Source organism: Sphingomonas sp. Leaf32 (assembly GCF_001421765.1).
Classification (GTDB): Bacteria; Pseudomonadota; Alphaproteobacteria; order Sphingomonadales; family Sphingomonadaceae; genus Sphingomonas.
In genome coordinates this window covers 150,385-168,035 of the sequence record NZ_LMLA01000012.1, presented here as the reverse complement: position 1 = coordinate 168,035, position 17,651 = coordinate 150,385, and the positions used below count along the sequence as shown (strand labels likewise).

The following is a 17,651-nucleotide window of genomic DNA, read 5'->3' as shown; positions in this document are numbered from 1 at the left end:
CGGGTGCGATTCGTCGTGGTTCCGCCTGGGCGCACTGGTCGAATCATGGCAGGATGGTTACGTCAGACCCATGGCGCATTCCGGGTTCGTACCGCTTCGTATCTTCTCGTCCTTCACCATGCTGGAGGGTGCGATCGATCCGAAGGCGATCGCGAAGGCCGCGCGCAAACTGGGCTTTCCCGCCGCCGGCCTGTCCGATCGCAACGGGCTGTACGCCGCGATGGCGTTTTCGGACGGGTGCAAGGATCAGGGCGTGCAGCCGGTGGTCGGCACGCTGCTGGCGGTCGCGCGGCCGGGCGGGGTCGAGGGCCACGAGCCGGAGATCGACTGGCTGCCGCTCTATGCACAGGACGCGCGCGGGTATGACAATATCTGCGCGCTGGTATCGATGGCGCATCTCGACCGTCCGGTCGAAATCCCCGCGCATGTGCCGATCGATGCGCTGATAGGACGCAGCGAGGGACTGGTCGCGCTGACCGGTGCGGGCGACGGGGCAATTGCGCGGCTGTTCGCCGCCGGGCGCTACGACGAAGCGCTAGCCTATGCCGATCGGCTGCAGGCGCTGTTCGGCGACCGGCTTTACATCGAACTGGCGCGGCGCGGCGAGGCGGTGGAGCAGCGGGCGGAACCGCATCTGCTCGACCTCGCCTATGCCCGCGACCTGCCGCTGGTGGCGACCAATCCGTGTTGCTTTGCCGAGGCGGATTTCCACGACGCGCATGACGCCATGCTGTGCATCGCATCGTCGAGCTATGTCGCGAGCGAGGATCGCCAGCGTTCGTCGCCCGAGGCTTGGCTCAAGCCGGCCAAGGTGATGCAGGAGATGTTCGCGGACCTGCCCGAGGCGCTGGCCAATACGCTGGTCGTGGCGCAGCGTTGCGCGGTGGCGGCGCCGAAGCGCAAGCCGATCCTGCCCAGCCTGGCCGGCGACCGCGAGGGCGAGGCGCTGAAGCTGCGCGTCGATTCGCGTGCCGGGCTGGTCGACCGCCTGCGCAAGATCGTCGCGCTGGAAGCGGGCATGGTGCAGGCCGAAGTGGCGGTGGAGGCCCCGGCCCCGTGGGAGGACGTGCCGACGCCGGCCGATACCGGGGTCATTCCGGAACTGTCCGAGGCCGAGCTGGAAAGCCGCTTCCCCGACTATTTCAAGCGGCTCGACTTCGAACTCGACGTCATCTGCCAGATGGGGTTTCCAGGGTACTTCCTGATCGTCGCCGACTTCATCAAATGGGCGAAGGATCACGACATCCCGGTCGGGCCGGGCCGTGGTTCGGGTGCGGGTTCGGCGGTCGCATGGGCGCTGACCATCACCGATCTCGACCCGATCAAGCTGGGCTTGCTGTTCGAACGCTTCCTCAATCCCGAACGCGTGTCGATGCCCGACTTCGACATCGATTTCTGCGAAACGCGGCGTGGCGAGGTCATCCGCTACGTCCAGCAGAAGTACGGCCGCGATCAGGTGGCGCAGATCATCACCTTCGGTAAGCTGAAGGCGCGCGCGGTGCTCAAGGACACCGGGCGCGTGTTGCAGATGAGCTATGGGCAGGTCGACCGCCTCGCCAAACTGGTGCCGAACCATCCGACCGATCCGTGGACGCTCGACCGCGCGATCAACGGCGTGTCCGAACTGCACCAGCAATATGAGCGCGAGGCGGATGTGCGCCGCTTGCTCGACCTCGCCATGAAGCTGGAGGGATTGCCCCGGCACAGCTCGACCCACGCGGCGGGCGTGGTGATCGGCGACCGGCCGCTTAGCGAACTGGTGCCGCTGTACCGCGATCCGCGCTCCGACATGCCCGTCACCCAGTTCGACATGAAATATGTCGAGGGCGCGGGGCTGGTGAAGTTCGACTTTCTCGGCCTGAAAACCCTTTCGGTGCTGAAGTTCGCGGTCGAACTGCTCGCGCGGCGCGGGATCGTGGTCGATCTCGATGCGCTGCTGTGGGACGATCCGGCGACCTACGAACTCCTCAAGCGCGGCGATACGGTCGGCGTGTTCCAGCTCGAATCCGAAGGGATGCGGAGGACGCTGACGGCGGTGCGGCCGACCAATTTCGGCGACATCATCGCGCTCGTGTCGCTGTACCGGCCGGGGCCGATGGACAACATCCCGTCGTTCGGCGCGCGCAAGGCCGGGCGGGAGGAGATCATCTATCCCCACGACCTGCTCGAACCGATCCTGAACGAGACCTACGGCATCTTCGTCTATCAGGAACAGGTGATGCAGGCCGCGCAGATTCTGGCCGGCTATTCGCTGGGCGGCGCGGACATGCTGCGCCGCGCGATGGGCAAGAAGGTGCAGGCGGAGATGGACGCGCAGCGCTCGATCTTCGTGAAGGGCTGTGCCGAGGTGAACGGCATCAAGGAGGCGAAGGCCAACGAGCTGTTCGACTTGATCGACAAGTTCGCCGGCTATGGCTTCAACAAGAGCCACGCGGCGGCCTATGCGCTGCTGGCGTATCAGACGGCGTGGCTGAAGGCGCATCACCCGCATGAATTCTTCGCGGCGTCGATGGCGTTCGACTATGCCCAGACCGACAAGCTGGCGATCTTCGTCGACGATATGAAGCGGTTGCGGATCGACTGCCTGCCGCCGTGCATCAATTCCAGCGATGCGACCTTTGGGGTCGAAGTGGACGGTGAGGCTCTGGCCGTCCGCTATGCGCTGTCGGCGCTGAAGGGCGTCGGCGAACGCGCGATGGAACTGATGGTCGAGGAGCGGACGGCCAAGGGGCCGTACCAGTCGCTCGACGATTTCGCGTCGCGCGTCGATCCCAAGCTCCTCAACAAGCGCCAGATCGAGACGCTGGCGGCGGCGGGCGCGTTCGAATGCGTCGAGGGCGACCGCGCGGGCGTCCATGCGCTGGCCGACACGTTGATGGCGACGGCGCAGCGGACCGAGGCGAACCGGTCGAGCGGGCAGGGTGGCTTGTTCGGCGAGGCGAGCGGCGCGGTCGAAACGGCGATGCGCGTACCTGATGTCCACTGGTCGCTGACCGAGGCGATCGCGGCGGAGAAGGACGCGTTCGGATTCTATTTCTCGGCCCATCCGCTCGACCGCTATGCCCATCTCGCCAGCGCGCATGGTGCCCGCAAGATCGCCGATCTGGCCGATACGCCCGTGCCGGAGGGCGGACGTGTCGGGGCGACAGTGGCGGCGTTGGTCGAGGATGCGCGGTGGCGCACCTCGGCGCGTGGCAAGCGCTACATGATGGCGACGCTGTCCGACGCGACCGGGCAGGTGCCGGTGACCTGTTTCGACGAAGGGCCGGCGAACGATCTGGAGGCGGCGGGCAAGGTCGGTGGCTGCGGGCTGTTCACGCTCGAACTCGACCGGCGCGCCGGCGATGAGAGTGCGCGAGCGACCGTGAAATCGCTCCGGCCGTTCGACGTGATCGCCCGCGACGTGCGGCTGCGGCTGGACCTGACGATCGAGGATGTGGCCGCCTATCCCGCTCTTGCCGGACTGGTGCAGCATGAGCGCGGCGCGCGCGGCGAAATCTGGATCTCGGTGCCGGCAATCGACGGAATCGAAGCACGGGTATGCCTGGGACGCGATTTTCGGATCGATGGCGAGCTTGCCGAACGGGTCGGCAGGCTGCAAGGTGTCGCCAGCGCGGCGTTCGATACGGTGAAGGCACCGCTCGCCGCCGTAGGATAGGGGCGACCACGCCCCGTTCGCGAAGGAGAGCGCGCGTGTTGGGCGGAATGCAGGATTTCGAACTTCGAGTACCCCGGCTGCTCGACCATGCCGAGCGGGAACATGGGGGCAGGGAGATCGTCACCCGCTGGGCCGATGGCAGCGAGACGCGGACGAACTGGGCCGGGATCGCGCGCGATGCGCGGCGGCTGGCACAGGCGCTGGAACGGCTGGGCATCCGTCCGGGCGACCGGGTGGCGACGATGGCGATGAACCATGCGCACCATCTGGTCGCCTGGTATGGCGTGATCGGGATGGGCGGCATCATCCATACGATCAACCCGCGCCTGTTCGACGACCAGCTCGCCTATATCGCCGACCATGCCGGGGATCGCGTGCTGCTGTACGATGCGGTATTTGCGGCCGTAGTCGAGCGGATGAAGCCGCGCCTGACCGGCATCGAGCATTTCATCGTGATGGACGGCGCGGGGCCGGGGACGCTCGGCGACCTGATCGCGCCGGAGGATGGCGACTATGCGTGGGTCGAGGGCGACGAGCGCGACCAGTGCATGATCTGCTATACCAGCGGCACGACCGGCGATCCCAAGGGCGTGGTCTATACCCATCGGTCGAACGTGCTGCACGCCATTGCCGAATTGCAGCCTGACGAGTTCGACCTGTCGCAGCGCGCGGTGTGTCTGCCGGTGGTGCCGATGTTCCATGCGGTCGGCTGGGGCCTGCCGTTCGCCGCGCCGGCGGTGGGGGCGAAGATCGTCTTTTCGGCGGTCAACGATCCGGCGGTGCTGTGCGACCTGATGAACCGCGAACGGGTGACGCATTCGGCGGGCGTGCCGACCGTCTGGTTCGCGATGTTCCAGTATATGGACGCTACCGGCCGCAGCCCCGAACATCTGAAGGTCGTGACGATCGGCGGATCGGCCGCACCGCGCGCGATGATCGAGCGGATCATGCGGATGGGGGTGCGGGTCAACCACGCCTGGGGCATGACCGAGACATCGCCGATCGGGACGATGGGCGCGCCGGGAGCCGACTGGGACGATCTGAGTTTCGAACAGCGGGTCGATCAGGTGTGCCGTCAGGGCAAGGTGCCGTTCGGCGTCGAACTGCGCACGATCGACGACGACGGCGCGATCCTGCCGCGCGACGGCGAGACCTCCGGCCGGTTGCAGGTGCGCGGACCGTGGGTCATCAAACGCTATTTCCGCGACGAGCGCGGCGACGCGCTGACGCCCGATGGCTGGTTCGACACCGGTGACGTGGCGATGCTGCATCCCGACGGCACGATGCAGATAACCGACCGCGCGAAGGACGTCATCAAGTCGGGCGGCGAATGGATCAGCTCGGTCGATCTGGAAAATGCCGCGGTCGGCTGTCCCGGCGTCGCGGAGGCGGCGGCGATCGGCGTGCCGCATCCCCGCTGGGACGAACGCCCGGTGCTGCTGGTGGTGAAGCGACCGGACGCGGACGTCGATGCGGACGCGGTGCTTGAACATCTGGCGACGAAGGTAGCAAAATGGTGGCTGCCCGACCGCGTGATCTTCGTCGAAACACTGCCGCATAGTGCGACGGGGAAGTTGAAGAAGGCGGCGTTGCGGGAGGAATATCGGGAGGTGCTGGCGTAGGTCGGATCGACATTCACCGGTCTGTCGTCACCCCGGACTTGTTCCGGAGTCCACGGTTTGGCTGAATGTCGACCGGCTTTGGGGACGCCGGCTTGCCTACGCACACCGCGAATGTGATAGGATGCGCCGGGTGTTCGGGCCGGTCGCGGCGTCGGGCAGGGTATTCGCGCTGGTCGGGCCGCCAGCGCCGATACCCTGTAGCTGGAGCACCGATGCCCCCGAAATCCCTTGCACGGCCGAGCGCCCTTCGCCGTTTCCTCCATTCGCAGGCCGCTGCCGGCATGGTGCTGATGGGCGCGGCGCTGGTCGCGTTGTTGATCGCCAATTCGCCGTTCGCTGCCGGGTACGACGCGTTGCTGCACGCGCATCTTGGTCCATTGTCGCTGGGGCACTGGATCAACGATGGATTGATGGCCGTGTTCTTTTTGCAGGTCGGGCTGGAGATCAAGCGCGAGATGCTGGACGGCCAACTCTCGTCATGGCCGCGCCGGGTATTGCCTGGTATCGCGGCGGCGGGCGGCATGATCGCGCCGGCGCTGGTCTATCTGACGTTCAACGGCGGGCCGACCGCCGTCGGCTGGGCCATTCCTGCCGCGACCGACATCGCCTTTGCCCTTGGCGTGATCGCGTTGTTGGGGAACCGGGTGCCGGCGTCGCTGCGGGTGTTCCTCGCGGCGCTGGCGATCATCGACGACCTTGGCGCGGTCGCGATCATCGCGTTCTTCTACACCACCGGACTGTCGCTGCCCGATCTGGCGGGAGCGGGCGTCGCGCTTGCCCTGCTCGTCGCGATGAAACGGTTCGGGGTCCGCCGGCTGTCGCCGTATCTGATCGTCGGTGTCGTGCTGTGGATATTGGTGCTGCGATCGGGCATTCACGCGACGCTGGCCGGGGTGATGCTCGCCTTCACCATTCCGATGGAGCGGACGCCAGCGCGGCCAGACCGCGATTGCGTCAGTCCATTACATCGATTGGAAGGCGCACTGCATGTCCCGGTCGGCTTTTTCGTCGTACCGGTGTTCGGGCTGGCGAATGCAGCGGTGCCGGTCCTGGGGCTGCCGCCCGGCGCGTTGGCGGCGCCGGTGACGCTCGGTGCCGCGGCGGGGTTGCTGGTCGGCAAGGTGGTCGGCGTGTTCGGCTTTGCGACTCTCGCGATCCGCCTCGGTCTGGCCGACAGCCCGGCCAATGCCAGCCGCCTTCAGCTGCTCGGCGTCGCGATGCTGTGCGGCATCGGCTTCACGATGAGTATCTTCATCACCCTGCTCGCCTTCCCCGGCGATCCGCTACTGCAGGCGGAGGCGAAGATCGGCGTGCTGGCAGGGTCGCTGGCGGCGGGGGTGTTGGGCTATGCGGTCCTGCGGATGGCTGCTCCGCCCGCGAAGGCGGACGGTGGACCATGACCGGATTTACACCGCCGGATCGGTGAACAGCCCGGTCATAACCGTCGAGGCGTAGAAGCCGACCGCCCGGTCGCGCGGCATGGTGCCGGCCCAGCCGCGCATGTCGAATGCGGCGTTCTGCAATGCCATCAACGCCTGTGCGGCGATCAGCGGATCGACCGCGCGGACCGATCCTTCGGCGATGCCGTCGCTGATCGTGCCGGCGAAACGGCGGGCGATGCGGTTGGAGCGGTCGACCATCGCCTGCCGTACGCCGCCGGGCAGCCCGGCGAGCGCGGTGGTGCGCAGCAGCGGCCCCTGTTCGGTGAACTGTGCATCGACCAGCGTCGCGAGCGTGCTGGACAGGCGTTGCCAGTGGCTGCCGCCGTCGCGGTCGGCGGCGCGCTGTGCGGCGGAAATGGTGTCGAAGCTGCGTTGATAGCAGGCAGCGACCAGATCGTCCTTGGCATCGAGATGGTGGTAGAACGATCCCTTGGTCACGTTCAGCTCGGACGCGATCCGCTGGACCGAGGCACCGCGATAGCCGAGTTCGTTGATGAGCCGGGTGGCGGCGCGCAGGAACGCGTCACGCGCCGGTTCCGCATCCGCCTGTTCGAGTAGCAGCGGTCGGGGGGTCCAGCGCTGGCCGGGGCCGGCAAGGCCATGGGTGAACACGTCCATCAGCCGCGCCTGCACCCGGTCATACTGATCGGGTTCGTATCGGTCGAGCCACACGGTCAGCCAGAAGCAGTTCTCCAGCAGCATGTGCGCGCGGGCGCCCTGTATATCCTTGGCGATCCGATCGCGCGGTTCACCCCATAGGGTCCGGGTCTTGCGGAACACCTCACGCCAGCCGGCCAGCAGGCGTGCCTTGAACGGGTCCTCCATCGCGCGCAGGTCGGACAGCATCGCGACGGGCCGTTCCTCGCCCGCTTCGATTCGACGCTGACGGTCGAAGTGGATCGAGAGGAACCGCGCGACGCGGGCCTGTGGGGTCGGTTCGGCCAGCGATTCATCCAGTGTCGCTTGTAGCCAGTCGAGCGTGTGGTCGAAGGCGGCGGCGGCAAGGTCCTCTTTCCGCTTGAAATAATAGGTGACGCTGGTGGTGTTCAGGCCCACCCGGCGCGCGACATCGGCGAAGGTCATGCCCTTGGCACTGGCTTCGTTGATCGCCTCCGCCGCAGCGGCAAGGATGGCGTCGCGCTTGGCGCGGTAGCGTTTGGTGGCCCCGTCGGTCGTCGTCATCGCGCGACCCTAGCAGATCGGGTGTGGACCCCAAGCCCCATTGTTGCACCATGACGCGACGTCATCCGCGCTTTACCGAATATGCGGTATGGCATAGATCGAGCAGAACAGTTGCAACGGGAGACGGATGTTGGACTTTCGCTTCAGTGCGCGCGAAACCGAATATCGGGATCGCGTCGCCGCGTTCATCGCCGAGCATGTCGCCTCCGCCGACCAAGCCTATCATCGCGAGGTTGCGACGGGCGATCGCTGGGCGCCGGTCGCGATGCTGGAGCCGTTGAAGGAAAAGGCAAAGGCCGCCGGCCTGTGGAACCTGTTCATGCCGCCGCATTCGGGTGCGCCGATGGTGGACGAGAGTTTTGCGTTCGAGGGGACGCAATTGTCCAACGTCGAATATGCCCTATGCGCCGAGGAGATGGGCAGGTGGCATTGGGCGAGCGAGGTGTTCAACTGTTCCGCGCCCGACACCGGCAATATGGAGGTGCTGCACCGCTATGGCACGCGCGCGCAAAAGGAAGCGTGGCTGCGGCCGTTAATGGAGGGGCGCAGCCGCTCCGCCTTTCTGATGACCGAGCCGGCGGTGGCGTCGTCGGACGCGACCAATATCGAGACGCGGATCGTGCGCGACGGCGACGACTATGTGATCGACGGGCGCAAATGGTGGTCGTCGGGCACGGGCGATCCGCGCTGCAAGGTGGCGATCGTGATGGGGAAGACCGACCCCGATGCGCGGCGGCACCAGCAGCAGAGCATGATCCTGATGCCGATGGACACGCCCGGCGTGCGGATCGAGCGGATGCTGCCGGTCTATGGCTATGACCATGCCCCGCATGGCCATGGCGAGGTCGTGCTGGACAAGGTGCGGGTGCCTGTGTCGAACCTGTTGCTGGGCGAGGGGCGCGGGTTCGAGATCGCTCAGGGGCGGCTGGGGCCGGGGCGCATCCATCATTGTATGCGCACCATCGGCGTCGCCGAAATGGCGCTGGCGGCTATGGCGAAACGGCTGCAATCGCGCGTCGCGTTCGGCAAGGCGATCGCCGAGCATTCGATCTGGGAACAGCGGGTCGCGCGCGCGCGGATCGATATCGAGATGACGCGGCTGTTGTGCCTGAAGGCGGCCGACATGATGGACCGCGCGGGCAACAAGGCGGCGCAGGGCGAGATTGCGATGATAAAGGTGCAGGCACCGACCATGGCGTTGCAGATCCTCGACGATGCGATTCAGGCGCATGGCGGCGGCGGCGTGTCGGAGGATTTTCCGCTCGCCGCCGCATGGGCCGGCGTCCGCACGCTACGCTTTGCCGACGGGCCGGACGAGGTGCACAACCGCGCCATCGCCCGCGCCGAATTTGCGAAGGTGGCCGATGGTCGGTGACCTCGACCTTGCACGGCTGACGCCGTGGCTGGTGGCGACGGTGGGTGTAGGGCCGGTCGAGATCACGCGCTATCCGGGCGGGCAGAGCAACCCGACCTACCGCGTCGACCTTCCCGCCGGTTCGTTCGTGCTGCGCCGCAAGCCCTTCGGGCCGTTATTGCCCAGCGCCCATGCGGTCGAGCGCGAACATGCGCTGATCGCGGCGCTGCATCCGACCGGGTTCCCGGTGCCCCGGCCGATTGCCCTGTGTGAGGATGCGGGGGTGATCGGTGCGCCCTTCTATCTGATGGAGCGTGTCGTGGGGCGGACGATCTGGGATGGGTCGATGCCGGGCATGACGCCGGGCCAGCGGCGGAAGCATTATGATGCGATGATCGATGCGCTGGCGGCGCTCCATGCGATCGACCCGGTGGCGGTGGGTCTGGGCGACTATGGCAAGCCGGGCAATTATTTCGAGCGGCAGGTGGCGCGCTGGACCCGGCAATATCGCGCGAGCCAGACCGACGATCTTCCGGATGTCGAGCGGCTGATCGAATGGCTGCCGCGTACGGTGCCCGCGCAGGACCGGACCGCGATCGTCCATGGCGATTACCGGATCGACAATCTGATCTATGGCGAAGACGAACCGCGCGTCGTCGCGGTGCTCGATTGGGAGTTGTCGACGCTGGGCGATCCGCTGGCCGACTTCACCTATCTGCTGATGAACTGGGGGACCGAACCGGATGGGCGTTCGGGGATCAAGGGGCTGGCCGGCGGCGACAGCGGTATTCCGACGATCGACGAGGTGGTGGAGCGATACTGCGCTGCCACGGGCCGGGCGGACGTGCCGAAGCTCGACTGGTATTTCGCCTATAACCTCTTTCGCCTGACCGGGATCGTGCAGGGAATCAAGCAGCGGGTGCGCGACGGCAATGCGGCGAGCGCGCAAGCGGCGGCGATGGCCGAACGGGTGCCGATGCTGGCGGCGACGGCATGGGATTTCGCGAGGAAGGCGGGGGCGTGATGCGCTTTGCGGGCAAGTCGGTGCTGGTCACCGGCGCAGGATCGGGGATCGGGCGCGCGACCGCGCTCGCCTTTGCCCGCGAAGGGGCGGGCGTGGTGTGCGGCGATGTCGCGCAGGCCGAGGCTACTGCGGCGATGATCGGCGACATGGGCGGGCAGGCCGTAGCTTGTGCGATGGATGCCGGACAGGACGCCGATGTCGCGCGGGCCGTCGCGATGGCGGTCGAAACCTATGGCGGGATCGATGTCGTCCACGCCAACGCCGGCATCTCGGGCGGGATCGCCGGCCTGTTCGACACGACGGCGGAGGATTGGGCGGAGATCCTGCGCGTCAACCTGATCGGTCCGTTCCTCGCCATTCGCCATGCCGCGCCGATCATGGCGGCGGCGGGCGGTGGGGCGATCGTCTGTACCGCCAGCGTCGCCGGGTTGCGATCGGGGGCGGGCGGCGCACCCTATTCCGCGTCGAAGGCCGGCGTCATCAATCTGGTCCAGACCGCCGCGCAGCAACTGTCTGGATCGGGGGTGCGGGTGAATGCCGTCTGCCCCGGCCTGATCGAAACCGGCATGACGGCGATGGTGTACGACCATGCCCGGCAGCATGGGAAAGCGGCGCGGATCGGCCGGCTGAATCCGTTGCGCCGGGGTGGTGAGCCGGAGGAGGTCGCGGCGGTGGTCCTGTTCCTAGCCTCGGCCGAGGCGAGCTACGTCAACGGCCAAGCCGTGGCGGTGGATGGCGGGTTGTCGTCCAGCCATCCGGTCACCCGCCAGGACTATGGGCGTACCGCCGTCTGACGCGGCGGAACGAATGCCGCATCCGGCCTTTGTCGCTGATAAGACGAAGGAGTTTGCGACATGACCGACCTGCTGAAACCGCCTATCCGCTATTCGACCGGGCTGGAACAGCCGCAGCCTGACGAGGCCGAGACGGTCGAACAGATGGAGCAGTCGTTCGATACCATCCTCGAAACCACGTCGAAGGATTATGGCAAGGCGGTGCGCGCGGTCCATGCCAAGGCACACGGCATCCTGAAGGGCGAACTGACCATCCACGACAATCTGCCGCCCGAACTGGCGCAAGGACTGTTCGCGATGCCGGGGACGCATCCGGTGGTGATGCGTTTTTCGACCAATCCGGGCGACATCCTCGACGATGCGATCGGCCTGCCGCGCGGTCTGGCGTGGAAGGTCATGGACGTCGACGGCGACCGCCTGCCCGGCGCGGAGGGACGGACGCAGGATTTCGTCATGGTCAACGCCCCGGCCTTTGCGGCGCCGACGCCACAGAAATTCGCCGGCAACCTGAAGCTGCTCGCCAGAACGACCGACAAGGCGGAATGGGCGAAGAAGGCGCTGTCCTATGTCCTGCGCGGGGCCGAGGCGGCGCTGGAGGCGGTCGGGACCGAAAGCACGTTGCTAAAGACGATGGGGGGATCGAAGAACGTCCATCCGCTGGGCGAGACCTATTTCTCCGCCACGCCGTTCCGCCATGGCGCGTTCGTCGCGAAATATCAGGTCGTACCGGTGTCGCCCGGCCTGACCGCGCTGACCGACACGGTGATCGATACCAGCGGCCGCCCGAACGCCATCCGCGAGGATATGCAGACCTCGGCGAATAAGGTGCGCGGCGAGTGGGAGGTGCGCGTGCAGTTGCTGCGCGATACCGATGCCCAGCCGATCGAGGACGCCGCGACGCCGTGGCCTGAGGACGTCAGCCCCTTCGTCACCGTTGCTACCATCCGCACCGACCCCCAGGATAGCTGGTCGGCGGACAAGGTGGCGGAGGTCGACGAAAATCTGCGGTTCAGCGTCTGGACCGGGCTGGCCGCGCATCAGCCGCTGGGCGGGGTCAACCGGGTGCGCAAGCCGATCTATGACCATTCCGTCGAGTATCGGCGGCGGTTCAATGGATGCCCGATCCACGAGCCGGTTTAAAGGGTTCCAACCGTCACCCCGGGTCAAGCCCGGGGTGACGAAGACGGCATTGTTGCCTACCCCCGAACCCGCACCAGCCCTTCCTGTGCCACGCTCGCCACCAGCCGTCCGTCGCGGCTGAAGAACCGCCCGCGATTGAAGCCGCGGGCATGGCCGGCCCAAGGGCTGTCGGTCTGGTACAGCAGCCAGTCGTCCGCCCGGAACGGTTCGTGCAGCCACAGCGCATGGTCGAGGCTGGCGGTCTGCACCTTGTCCATCATCCAGTGGATGCCGTGCGGCAACATGCAGGTGCCCAGCAGCATCATGTCGCTGGCATAGGCGAGTATCGCGCGGTGGAGCGTCATGTCGTCGCCGATCGGCGCGGTGGCGCGGAACCAGCCATGTTGCAGCGGTGCGCGCTTTGCCGGATCGGTCCAGTGTTCCGCCTCGACCGGTCGGATCTCGATCGGGCGGGCGCGCAGGAACAGGCGGCGATATTTCTCGGGAATGCGATCCTGCATCGCCTCGCGCAGCTCGCGGTCGGACGGCAGGGCTTCGGGCGGGGGAACGTCGGGCATCGCGTCCTGATGGGTCAGCCCATCCTCGGGCAACTGGAACGACGCCGCCATGTTCAGGATCGCCTGTCCGCGCTGCATCGCGATCACGCGGGCATTGGCGAAGCTGCGCCCGGCGAAATCGCGCACCACGCGGTAGACGATCGGGTGTTCCTCGTCGCCCGCACGCAGGAAATAGGCGTGGAGCGAATGCGCGACCTTGTCACCGCCGATCGAACGCTGTGCCGCTTGCAGAGCCTGCGCGATCACCTGTCCGCCGAACACCCGGCCTACCCCGCCGGGGTTGCGGGCACCCCGATACAGGTCGGTGTCGATCTCCTCGATGTCGAGCAGACGGATCAGGCCGGCGATCAGGTCGGCGGGCTTCGGCTCCATCAATAACCCCCGGCGCGGGCCACGCGGTCGCTGTGATAGCCGATGTCGCCGAACATTTCGGTCAAGACGCGGGCGCGCTTCATGAAGAAGCCGATGTCCGCCGCGTCGGTCATGCCGATGCCGCCATGCATCTGCACCGCCTCCTGTACCGACAGGGTGGCCGCCATGCCGGCCATCGCCTTTGCCACCGACACGGCGAGGTCGGCGTCGGGGGAGGCTTCGTCGAGCAGATGCTGCGCCTTTAGCACGGCGGCGCGGGCGACCTCCAGTTCGGCATAGAGATGCGCAGCGCGGTGTTGCAGCGCCTGGAAACTGCCGATGGTCTGGCCGAACTGCTTGCGCTGGCGAAGATAATCGAGCGTGCGGGTGGCGGCACTGTCGCCGACGCCCAGTGACTCCGCAGCGGCTCCGTTACGGGCGGCGCGGAGGAGGCGGTTCAGCCCGGTACGGCCGTCATCGACGTCGCCGACCACCGCGTCACCATCGACCATGATGTTATCAAAGGTCAGCCGCGCGGCGATGCTGCTGTCGACCAGTCGGCGCGGATCGGCGGTCAGGCCGGGCGTGTCGGAGGGCAGCGCGAACAGCGTCAGGCCGTCGGCTTCGTCCGCATCGCCGGCGGTGCGCGCGACGACGAGGATCAGGTCGGCGACATGGCCGTGGGTCACGAACTGCTTGGTGCCCGACAGGCGGAAGCCGTTGCCGGCACGCTTGGCGCGAAGGGCGACGCTATCGCCATGCTTCGCGCGTTCGTCGATGGCGAGGGCGGCGATCGTCCGGCCGGCGGCGATTTCGGGCAGCCAGCGTTCGCCCGCCGATGTGCCGGTCAGCGCCGCGACGGCGGCGACCGAGGTGGTGAGGAAAGGGGAGGGAGACAGGTTCCGGCCGATTTCCTCCAGAACGATGCCGGCCTCGACATGGCCCAGCCCCAGGCCACCGGCGCTTTCGGGCACCATCATGCCGGTAAAGCCCATCTCGGCGAACTTCGCCCACAGGTCGCGGTCGAAGCCGGTTGGATCGTCGGCATCGCGCAGGGCACGCAGATGCGCGACCGGCGCTGCCTCGCCCAGAAATTCGCGCGCGGTGTTGGCGAGCATCGTCTGATCTTCGTTCAGAAACAGGGGCATGGTGGCAATTCCCGGTAGAAGGTCACTGGGTCGGCAGATCGAGGATGCGACGCGCGACGATGTTGAGCTGGATTTCCGACGTGCCCCCTTCGATCGAATTGGCCTTGGTGCGCAGCCACGCGCGGGCTGCGGCGCCGTCATAGCTGTCGGCGCCTTCCCATTCGAGCAGGTCGCTCCCGCCCGCCGCCATCAGCAGTTCGTGGCGGGTCTTGTTCAACTCGGTCCCGAAATATTTCATCATGCTGGGTTGCGCCGGATGTGCGCGGTTCGCCTTCAGTTCGTCGCGGAAGCGTTCGGACATGGCGGCGAAGGCACGGGCGCGGACGTCGAAGGTCGCGATGGCCGCACGCAGCATCGGGTCGTCGAGCCGGCCCTGCGCGTCCAGACCGATCGTCGCCACTGCGCGGTCGATCAGCGGGCGGTCGTCGGTCAGCCCCATGCCGGAGATCATCTCCCGCTCATGGCCCAGCAGGTACTTGGCGACGTCCCAGCCCTTGTTCAGCTCGCCGACCAGATTGGCCCTGGGCACGCGCACATCGTCGAAGAAGGTCTCGCAAAAGGGCGAGTTGCCGGAGATCAGCTTGACCGGGCGCGTGGTGATGCCGGGCGATGCCATGTCGAACAGCAGGAAACTGATGCCGGCCTGCTTGGTCGTGCGATCGGTGCGGACGAGGCAGAAGATCCAGTCGGCCTTGTCGGCATAGCTGGTCCATACCTTCTGCCCGTTGACGATGAAGTCGTCGCCATCCTCGACCGCGCTGGTCTGTAACCCGGCAAGGTCGGAACCGGCGCCCGGTTCGCTATACCCTTGGCACCAGCGGATTTCGCCGCGCGCGATCCTCGGCAGATGCTCCTGCTTCTGTTCCTCCGTCCCGTATTTCAGTAGCGCGGGGCCGAGCATCGAGATCCCGAAGGAATAGAGTGGGTTGCGGGCGTTGATTGCCGCCATTTCCTCGCGCAGTATCTTCGCTTCCGCCGGCGACAGGCCGCCGCCGCCATAGGCGGTCGGCCAGTCGGGCACGGTCCAGCCGCGCGCCGCCATCCGGTTGAGCCAGAGCTTCTGGTCCGGGTCGGTATAGGTCGGATTGCGGCCACCCCATGTCACGTCCCGGTCCGACCGGACGGGTTCGCGCATCGATGGCGGGCAGTTCTCCTCCAGCCACGCGCGGGTGTCGGCGCGGAATTGGGCGAGGTCGCTCATGCCGAGAAGCTCCCGCCCTGTTCGGCCTTTTCGCGCAGCAGCGGCGATACGTCGAAGCCGTGACGGTCGAGGCCGTCGACGATCTTCTTCAGTCCCTCCGTATCGGCCCAGAACATCGGCCCGCCGCGATAGACCGGCCAGCCATAGCCATAGATCCAGACCACATCGAGGTCGGACGCCCGCTGCGCCTTGCCCTCCGCCAGAATCTTCGCGCCTTCATTGACCATGGTATAGAGCGTGCGTTCGACGATCTCCTGATCGGTCACTTCATGCTGCGGCGTGTTGGTCTGCTTGCGGAAGTCCTTGATGATCTCCGCGACGCGCGGGCTGTTCGACGGCGTGCGCTTCGCGTCGTAATCGTAGAAACCGGCCTGCTTCTTCTGGCCCCAGCGGCCTTCGGCGGCCAGCGCGTCGCGGAGGTTTTCGATTCGGGTCGGGTCGCGGTGCCAGCCGATGTCGACGCCCGCCAGATCGGCCATCTGGAACGGTCCCATCGGCATCCCGAACTCGACATGGACGCGATCGACCTGTTCGGGCGTCGCGCCCTCCAGCAGCAGCTTCATCGCCTCGACCTGACGCGGCTCCAGCATCCGGTTGCCGATGAAGCCGTGGCAGACGCCGGCGATCACCGCGACCTTGCGGATCTTTTTCGCCAGCGCCATCGCCGTCGCCAGCACGTCGTCGGCGGTCGCATCGCCGCGCACGATCTCCAGCAGCTTCATGACATTGGCAGGCGAGAAGAAGTGGAGGCCCAGCACGTCCTGCGGCCGCTGGGTCGCCTGCGCGATGACGTTCACGTCGAGATAGCTGGTGTTCGACGCCAGGATCGCGCCGGGTTTGCAGATGGCGTCCAGCTTGCCGAAGATATCCTGCTTGACCGACATTTCCTCATACACCGCTTCGATCACCAGATCGACATCGGCCAGCGTGTCGAAGTCGAGCGTGGGGGTGAGCAGGCCCATCGCCCGCTCGACCTGCTCGGGCTTCATCCGGCCCTTGGCGGCGGTGGCGTCGTAGTTCTTGCGGATGGTGGCGGTGCCGCGATCGAGCGCGTCCTGCTGCATTTCCACGATGGTGACCGGAATGCCGGCCGACAGGAAGTTCATCGCGATGCCGCCGCCCATCGTGCCGGCCCCGATGATGCCGACCCGGTTGACCGGGCGCAGCGCGACGTCCCCGGCGATGCCTTCGATCTTCGAAGCCTTGCGTTCGGCGAAGAAGATATGGCGTTGGGCGGCAGACTGTACGCCGAACATCAGCTTCATGAACTGCTCGCGTTCGAACGCCGACCCTTCAGCATAGGGTATCTCGGTCGCCTTGACGACGCAGGCGATGTTAGCGGCGGGCGCGTCGAAGCCGCGGAAGCGGCGGGCATTGGCCTTCTCGAACGCGGCGACCGCTTCCGGGTCGGGGGAGAGCGGGCGCTGCGACGCGCGGGGGATGGGGCGGACGTCGGCGACCTCGCGAGCGAAGGCGATGGCGTCGGCCAGCAGGCTGTCTTCGCCGGCCAGTCGGTCGACGATCCCGGCGTCCTTGGCCTTTGCGGCGGAGATCGGATCGCCCTTCGCCGCCATCTCCAACGCGACCGCGACGCCGGCGAGACGGGGTAGTCGCTGCGTGCCGCCGGCACCGGGGAGCAGTCCCAGCTTTACCTCGGGCGTGCCGAGCTTCGCGCTGGGGACGGCGATGCGGTAATGGCTGGCGATCGCGACCTCGCATCCGCCGCCGAGCGCCGTGCCGTGGATCGCGGCGACGACCGGCTTGTCCGAAGCCTCGATCCGGTCGACCAGCGCGGGCAGCATCGGTTCGATCGGGGCTTTTCCGAATTCGGTGATGTCGGCCCCGGCGAAGAACGTCCGGCCGGCGCAGGCGATGACCACGGCGCGTACCGAATCGTCACCGGCGGCTTCGTCGATCGCGGCGTTCAGGCCAAGGCGGACCGCTGCCGACAAGGCGTTGACCGGCGGATTGTCGGCGATCACGACCAGCACGTCGCCATGGCGTTTGGTAGTCACGGACATGTCGGGCCTCCTCCATCGGTTGCCATACCGGGCCTTCTAAACGCCGGTGGGATTGCCGCATTCTATTGCCTTTCCAAGAATGACAATCAATAGTGCGCGATAGGGAAAAGCGATGGAGCGGGGCAAACCCGACCTTCGACTATAGTGCAGGAGCGGT

The 17,651-nt window shown here is 66.7% G+C and carries 12 protein-coding genes; 7 read left to right on the top strand and 5 right to left on the bottom strand.

Annotated elements, in window-relative coordinates; all coding sequences use genetic code 11:
• Window positions 1–70: 70 nt before the first annotated feature.
• The 3 genes from dnaE (at window position 71) to nhaA (ending at window position 6,680) form a co-directional block, all read left to right on the top strand.
• Window positions 71–3,658: a DNA polymerase III subunit alpha gene (gene dnaE / locus ASE83_RS16575; protein ID WP_055792928.1), complete on the top strand. Its 3,588-nt coding sequence runs from the start codon at window positions 71–73 to the stop codon at window positions 3,656–3,658.
• A gap of 35 nt (window positions 3,659–3,693) precedes the next feature.
• Window positions 3,694–5,280, top strand: a complete 1,587-nt coding sequence (locus ASE83_RS16570; RefSeq protein WP_443024328.1) for a long-chain fatty acid--CoA ligase — start codon at window positions 3,694–3,696, stop codon at window positions 5,278–5,280.
• A gap of 212 nt (window positions 5,281–5,492) precedes the next feature.
• Window positions 5,493–6,680 (top strand): Na+/H+ antiporter NhaA, encoded by a 1,188-nt coding sequence (gene nhaA, locus ASE83_RS16565; protein ID WP_055792922.1) that lies wholly within the window; start codon window positions 5,493–5,495, stop codon window positions 6,678–6,680.
• 6 nt (window positions 6,681–6,686) lie between these two features.
• On the opposite strand, the gene ASE83_RS16560 is transcribed toward nhaA, so the two are convergent.
• Window positions 6,687–7,904, bottom strand: a complete 1,218-nt coding sequence (locus tag ASE83_RS16560; RefSeq protein WP_055792919.1) for a TetR/AcrR family transcriptional regulator — start codon at window positions 7,902–7,904, stop codon at window positions 6,687–6,689.
• A gap of 130 nt (window positions 7,905–8,034) precedes the next feature.
• On the opposite strand from ASE83_RS16560, the gene ASE83_RS16555 reads away from it, so the two are divergent.
• From ASE83_RS16555 to ASE83_RS16540, 4 genes are read left to right on the top strand one after another with little or no spacing between them, the layout of a single operon-like run.
• On the top strand, window positions 8,035–9,279 hold the full coding sequence (locus tag ASE83_RS16555) for an acyl-CoA dehydrogenase family protein (protein ID WP_055793063.1): 1,245 nt from the start codon (window positions 8,035–8,037) through the stop codon (window positions 9,277–9,279).
• Window positions 9,269–10,282, top strand: a complete 1,014-nt coding sequence (locus ASE83_RS16550) for a phosphotransferase family protein (RefSeq protein ID WP_055792915.1) — start codon at window positions 9,269–9,271, stop codon at window positions 10,280–10,282. Before ASE83_RS16555 ends, ASE83_RS16550 begins: the two co-directional genes overlap by 11 nt.
• On the top strand, window positions 10,282–11,076 hold the full coding sequence (locus tag ASE83_RS16545) for an SDR family NAD(P)-dependent oxidoreductase (RefSeq protein ID WP_235513302.1): 795 nt from the start codon (window positions 10,282–10,284) through the stop codon (window positions 11,074–11,076). The genes ASE83_RS16550 and ASE83_RS16545 overlap by 1 nt, the downstream gene beginning before the upstream one ends.
• 60 nt (window positions 11,077–11,136) lie before the next feature.
• Window positions 11,137–12,216 carry a catalase family protein gene (locus ASE83_RS16540; protein WP_055792913.1) on the top strand — a complete coding sequence of 360 codons (1,080 nt, stop codon included), beginning with the start codon at window positions 11,137–11,139 and terminating at the stop codon, window positions 12,214–12,216.
• Between the two features lie 56 nt (window positions 12,217–12,272).
• Here ASE83_RS16540 and ASE83_RS16535 read toward each other — a convergent pair whose 3' ends face one another.
• Genes ASE83_RS16535 through ASE83_RS16520 form a run of 4 tightly spaced genes read right to left on the bottom strand, consistent with a single transcriptional unit; the run spans window position 12,273 to window position 17,494 of the window.
• Window positions 12,273–13,145 carry an acyl-CoA thioesterase gene (locus tag ASE83_RS16535; protein ID WP_200921918.1) on the bottom strand — a complete coding sequence of 291 codons (873 nt, stop codon included), beginning with the start codon at window positions 13,143–13,145 and terminating at the stop codon, window positions 12,273–12,275.
• The gene (locus tag ASE83_RS16530; protein ID WP_055792908.1) at window positions 13,145–14,272 is read right to left on the bottom strand and encodes an acyl-CoA dehydrogenase family protein; all 1,128 of its coding nucleotides are present in this window, start codon (window positions 14,270–14,272) and stop codon (window positions 13,145–13,147) included. Before ASE83_RS16530 ends, ASE83_RS16535 begins: the two co-directional genes overlap by 1 nt.
• Before the next feature lie 22 nt (window positions 14,273–14,294).
• Window positions 14,295–15,473 (bottom strand): acyl-CoA dehydrogenase family protein, encoded by a 1,179-nt coding sequence (locus tag ASE83_RS16525; RefSeq protein WP_055792905.1) that lies wholly within the window; start codon window positions 15,471–15,473, stop codon window positions 14,295–14,297.
• Window positions 15,470–17,494 (bottom strand): 3-hydroxyacyl-CoA dehydrogenase NAD-binding domain-containing protein, encoded by a 2,025-nt coding sequence (locus ASE83_RS16520; protein ID WP_055792902.1) that lies wholly within the window; start codon window positions 17,492–17,494, stop codon window positions 15,470–15,472. The genes ASE83_RS16525 and ASE83_RS16520 overlap by 4 nt, the downstream gene beginning before the upstream one ends.
• Window positions 17,495–17,651: the final 157 nt, after the last annotated feature.

Coding starts and splice junctions, on each gene's coding strand:
- dnaE (WP_055792928.1), top strand. CDS start 71: ATGGCGCATTCCGGGTTCGTACCGCTTCGTATCTTCTCGTCCTTCACC.
- nhaA (WP_055792922.1), top strand. CDS start 5,493: ATGCCCCCGAAATCCCTTGCACGGCCGAGCGCCCTTCGCCGTTTCCTC.
- ASE83_RS16560 (WP_055792919.1), bottom strand. CDS start 7,904: ATGACGACGACCGACGGGGCCACCAAACGCTACCGCGCCAAGCGCGAC.
- ASE83_RS16550 (WP_055792915.1), top strand. CDS start 9,269: ATGGTCGGTGACCTCGACCTTGCACGGCTGACGCCGTGGCTGGTGGCG.
- ASE83_RS16545 (WP_235513302.1), top strand. CDS start 10,282: ATGCGCTTTGCGGGCAAGTCGGTGCTGGTCACCGGCGCAGGATCGGGG.
- ASE83_RS16540 (WP_055792913.1), top strand. CDS start 11,137: ATGACCGACCTGCTGAAACCGCCTATCCGCTATTCGACCGGGCTGGAA.
- ASE83_RS16535 (WP_200921918.1), bottom strand. CDS start 13,145: ATGGAGCCGAAGCCCGCCGACCTGATCGCCGGCCTGATCCGTCTGCTC.
- ASE83_RS16530 (WP_055792908.1), bottom strand. CDS start 14,272: ATGCCCCTGTTTCTGAACGAAGATCAGACGATGCTCGCCAACACCGCG.
- ASE83_RS16525 (WP_055792905.1), bottom strand. CDS start 15,473: ATGAGCGACCTCGCCCAATTCCGCGCCGACACCCGCGCGTGGCTGGAG.
- ASE83_RS16520 (WP_055792902.1), bottom strand. CDS start 17,494: ATGTCCGTGACTACCAAACGCCATGGCGACGTGCTGGTCGTGATCGCC.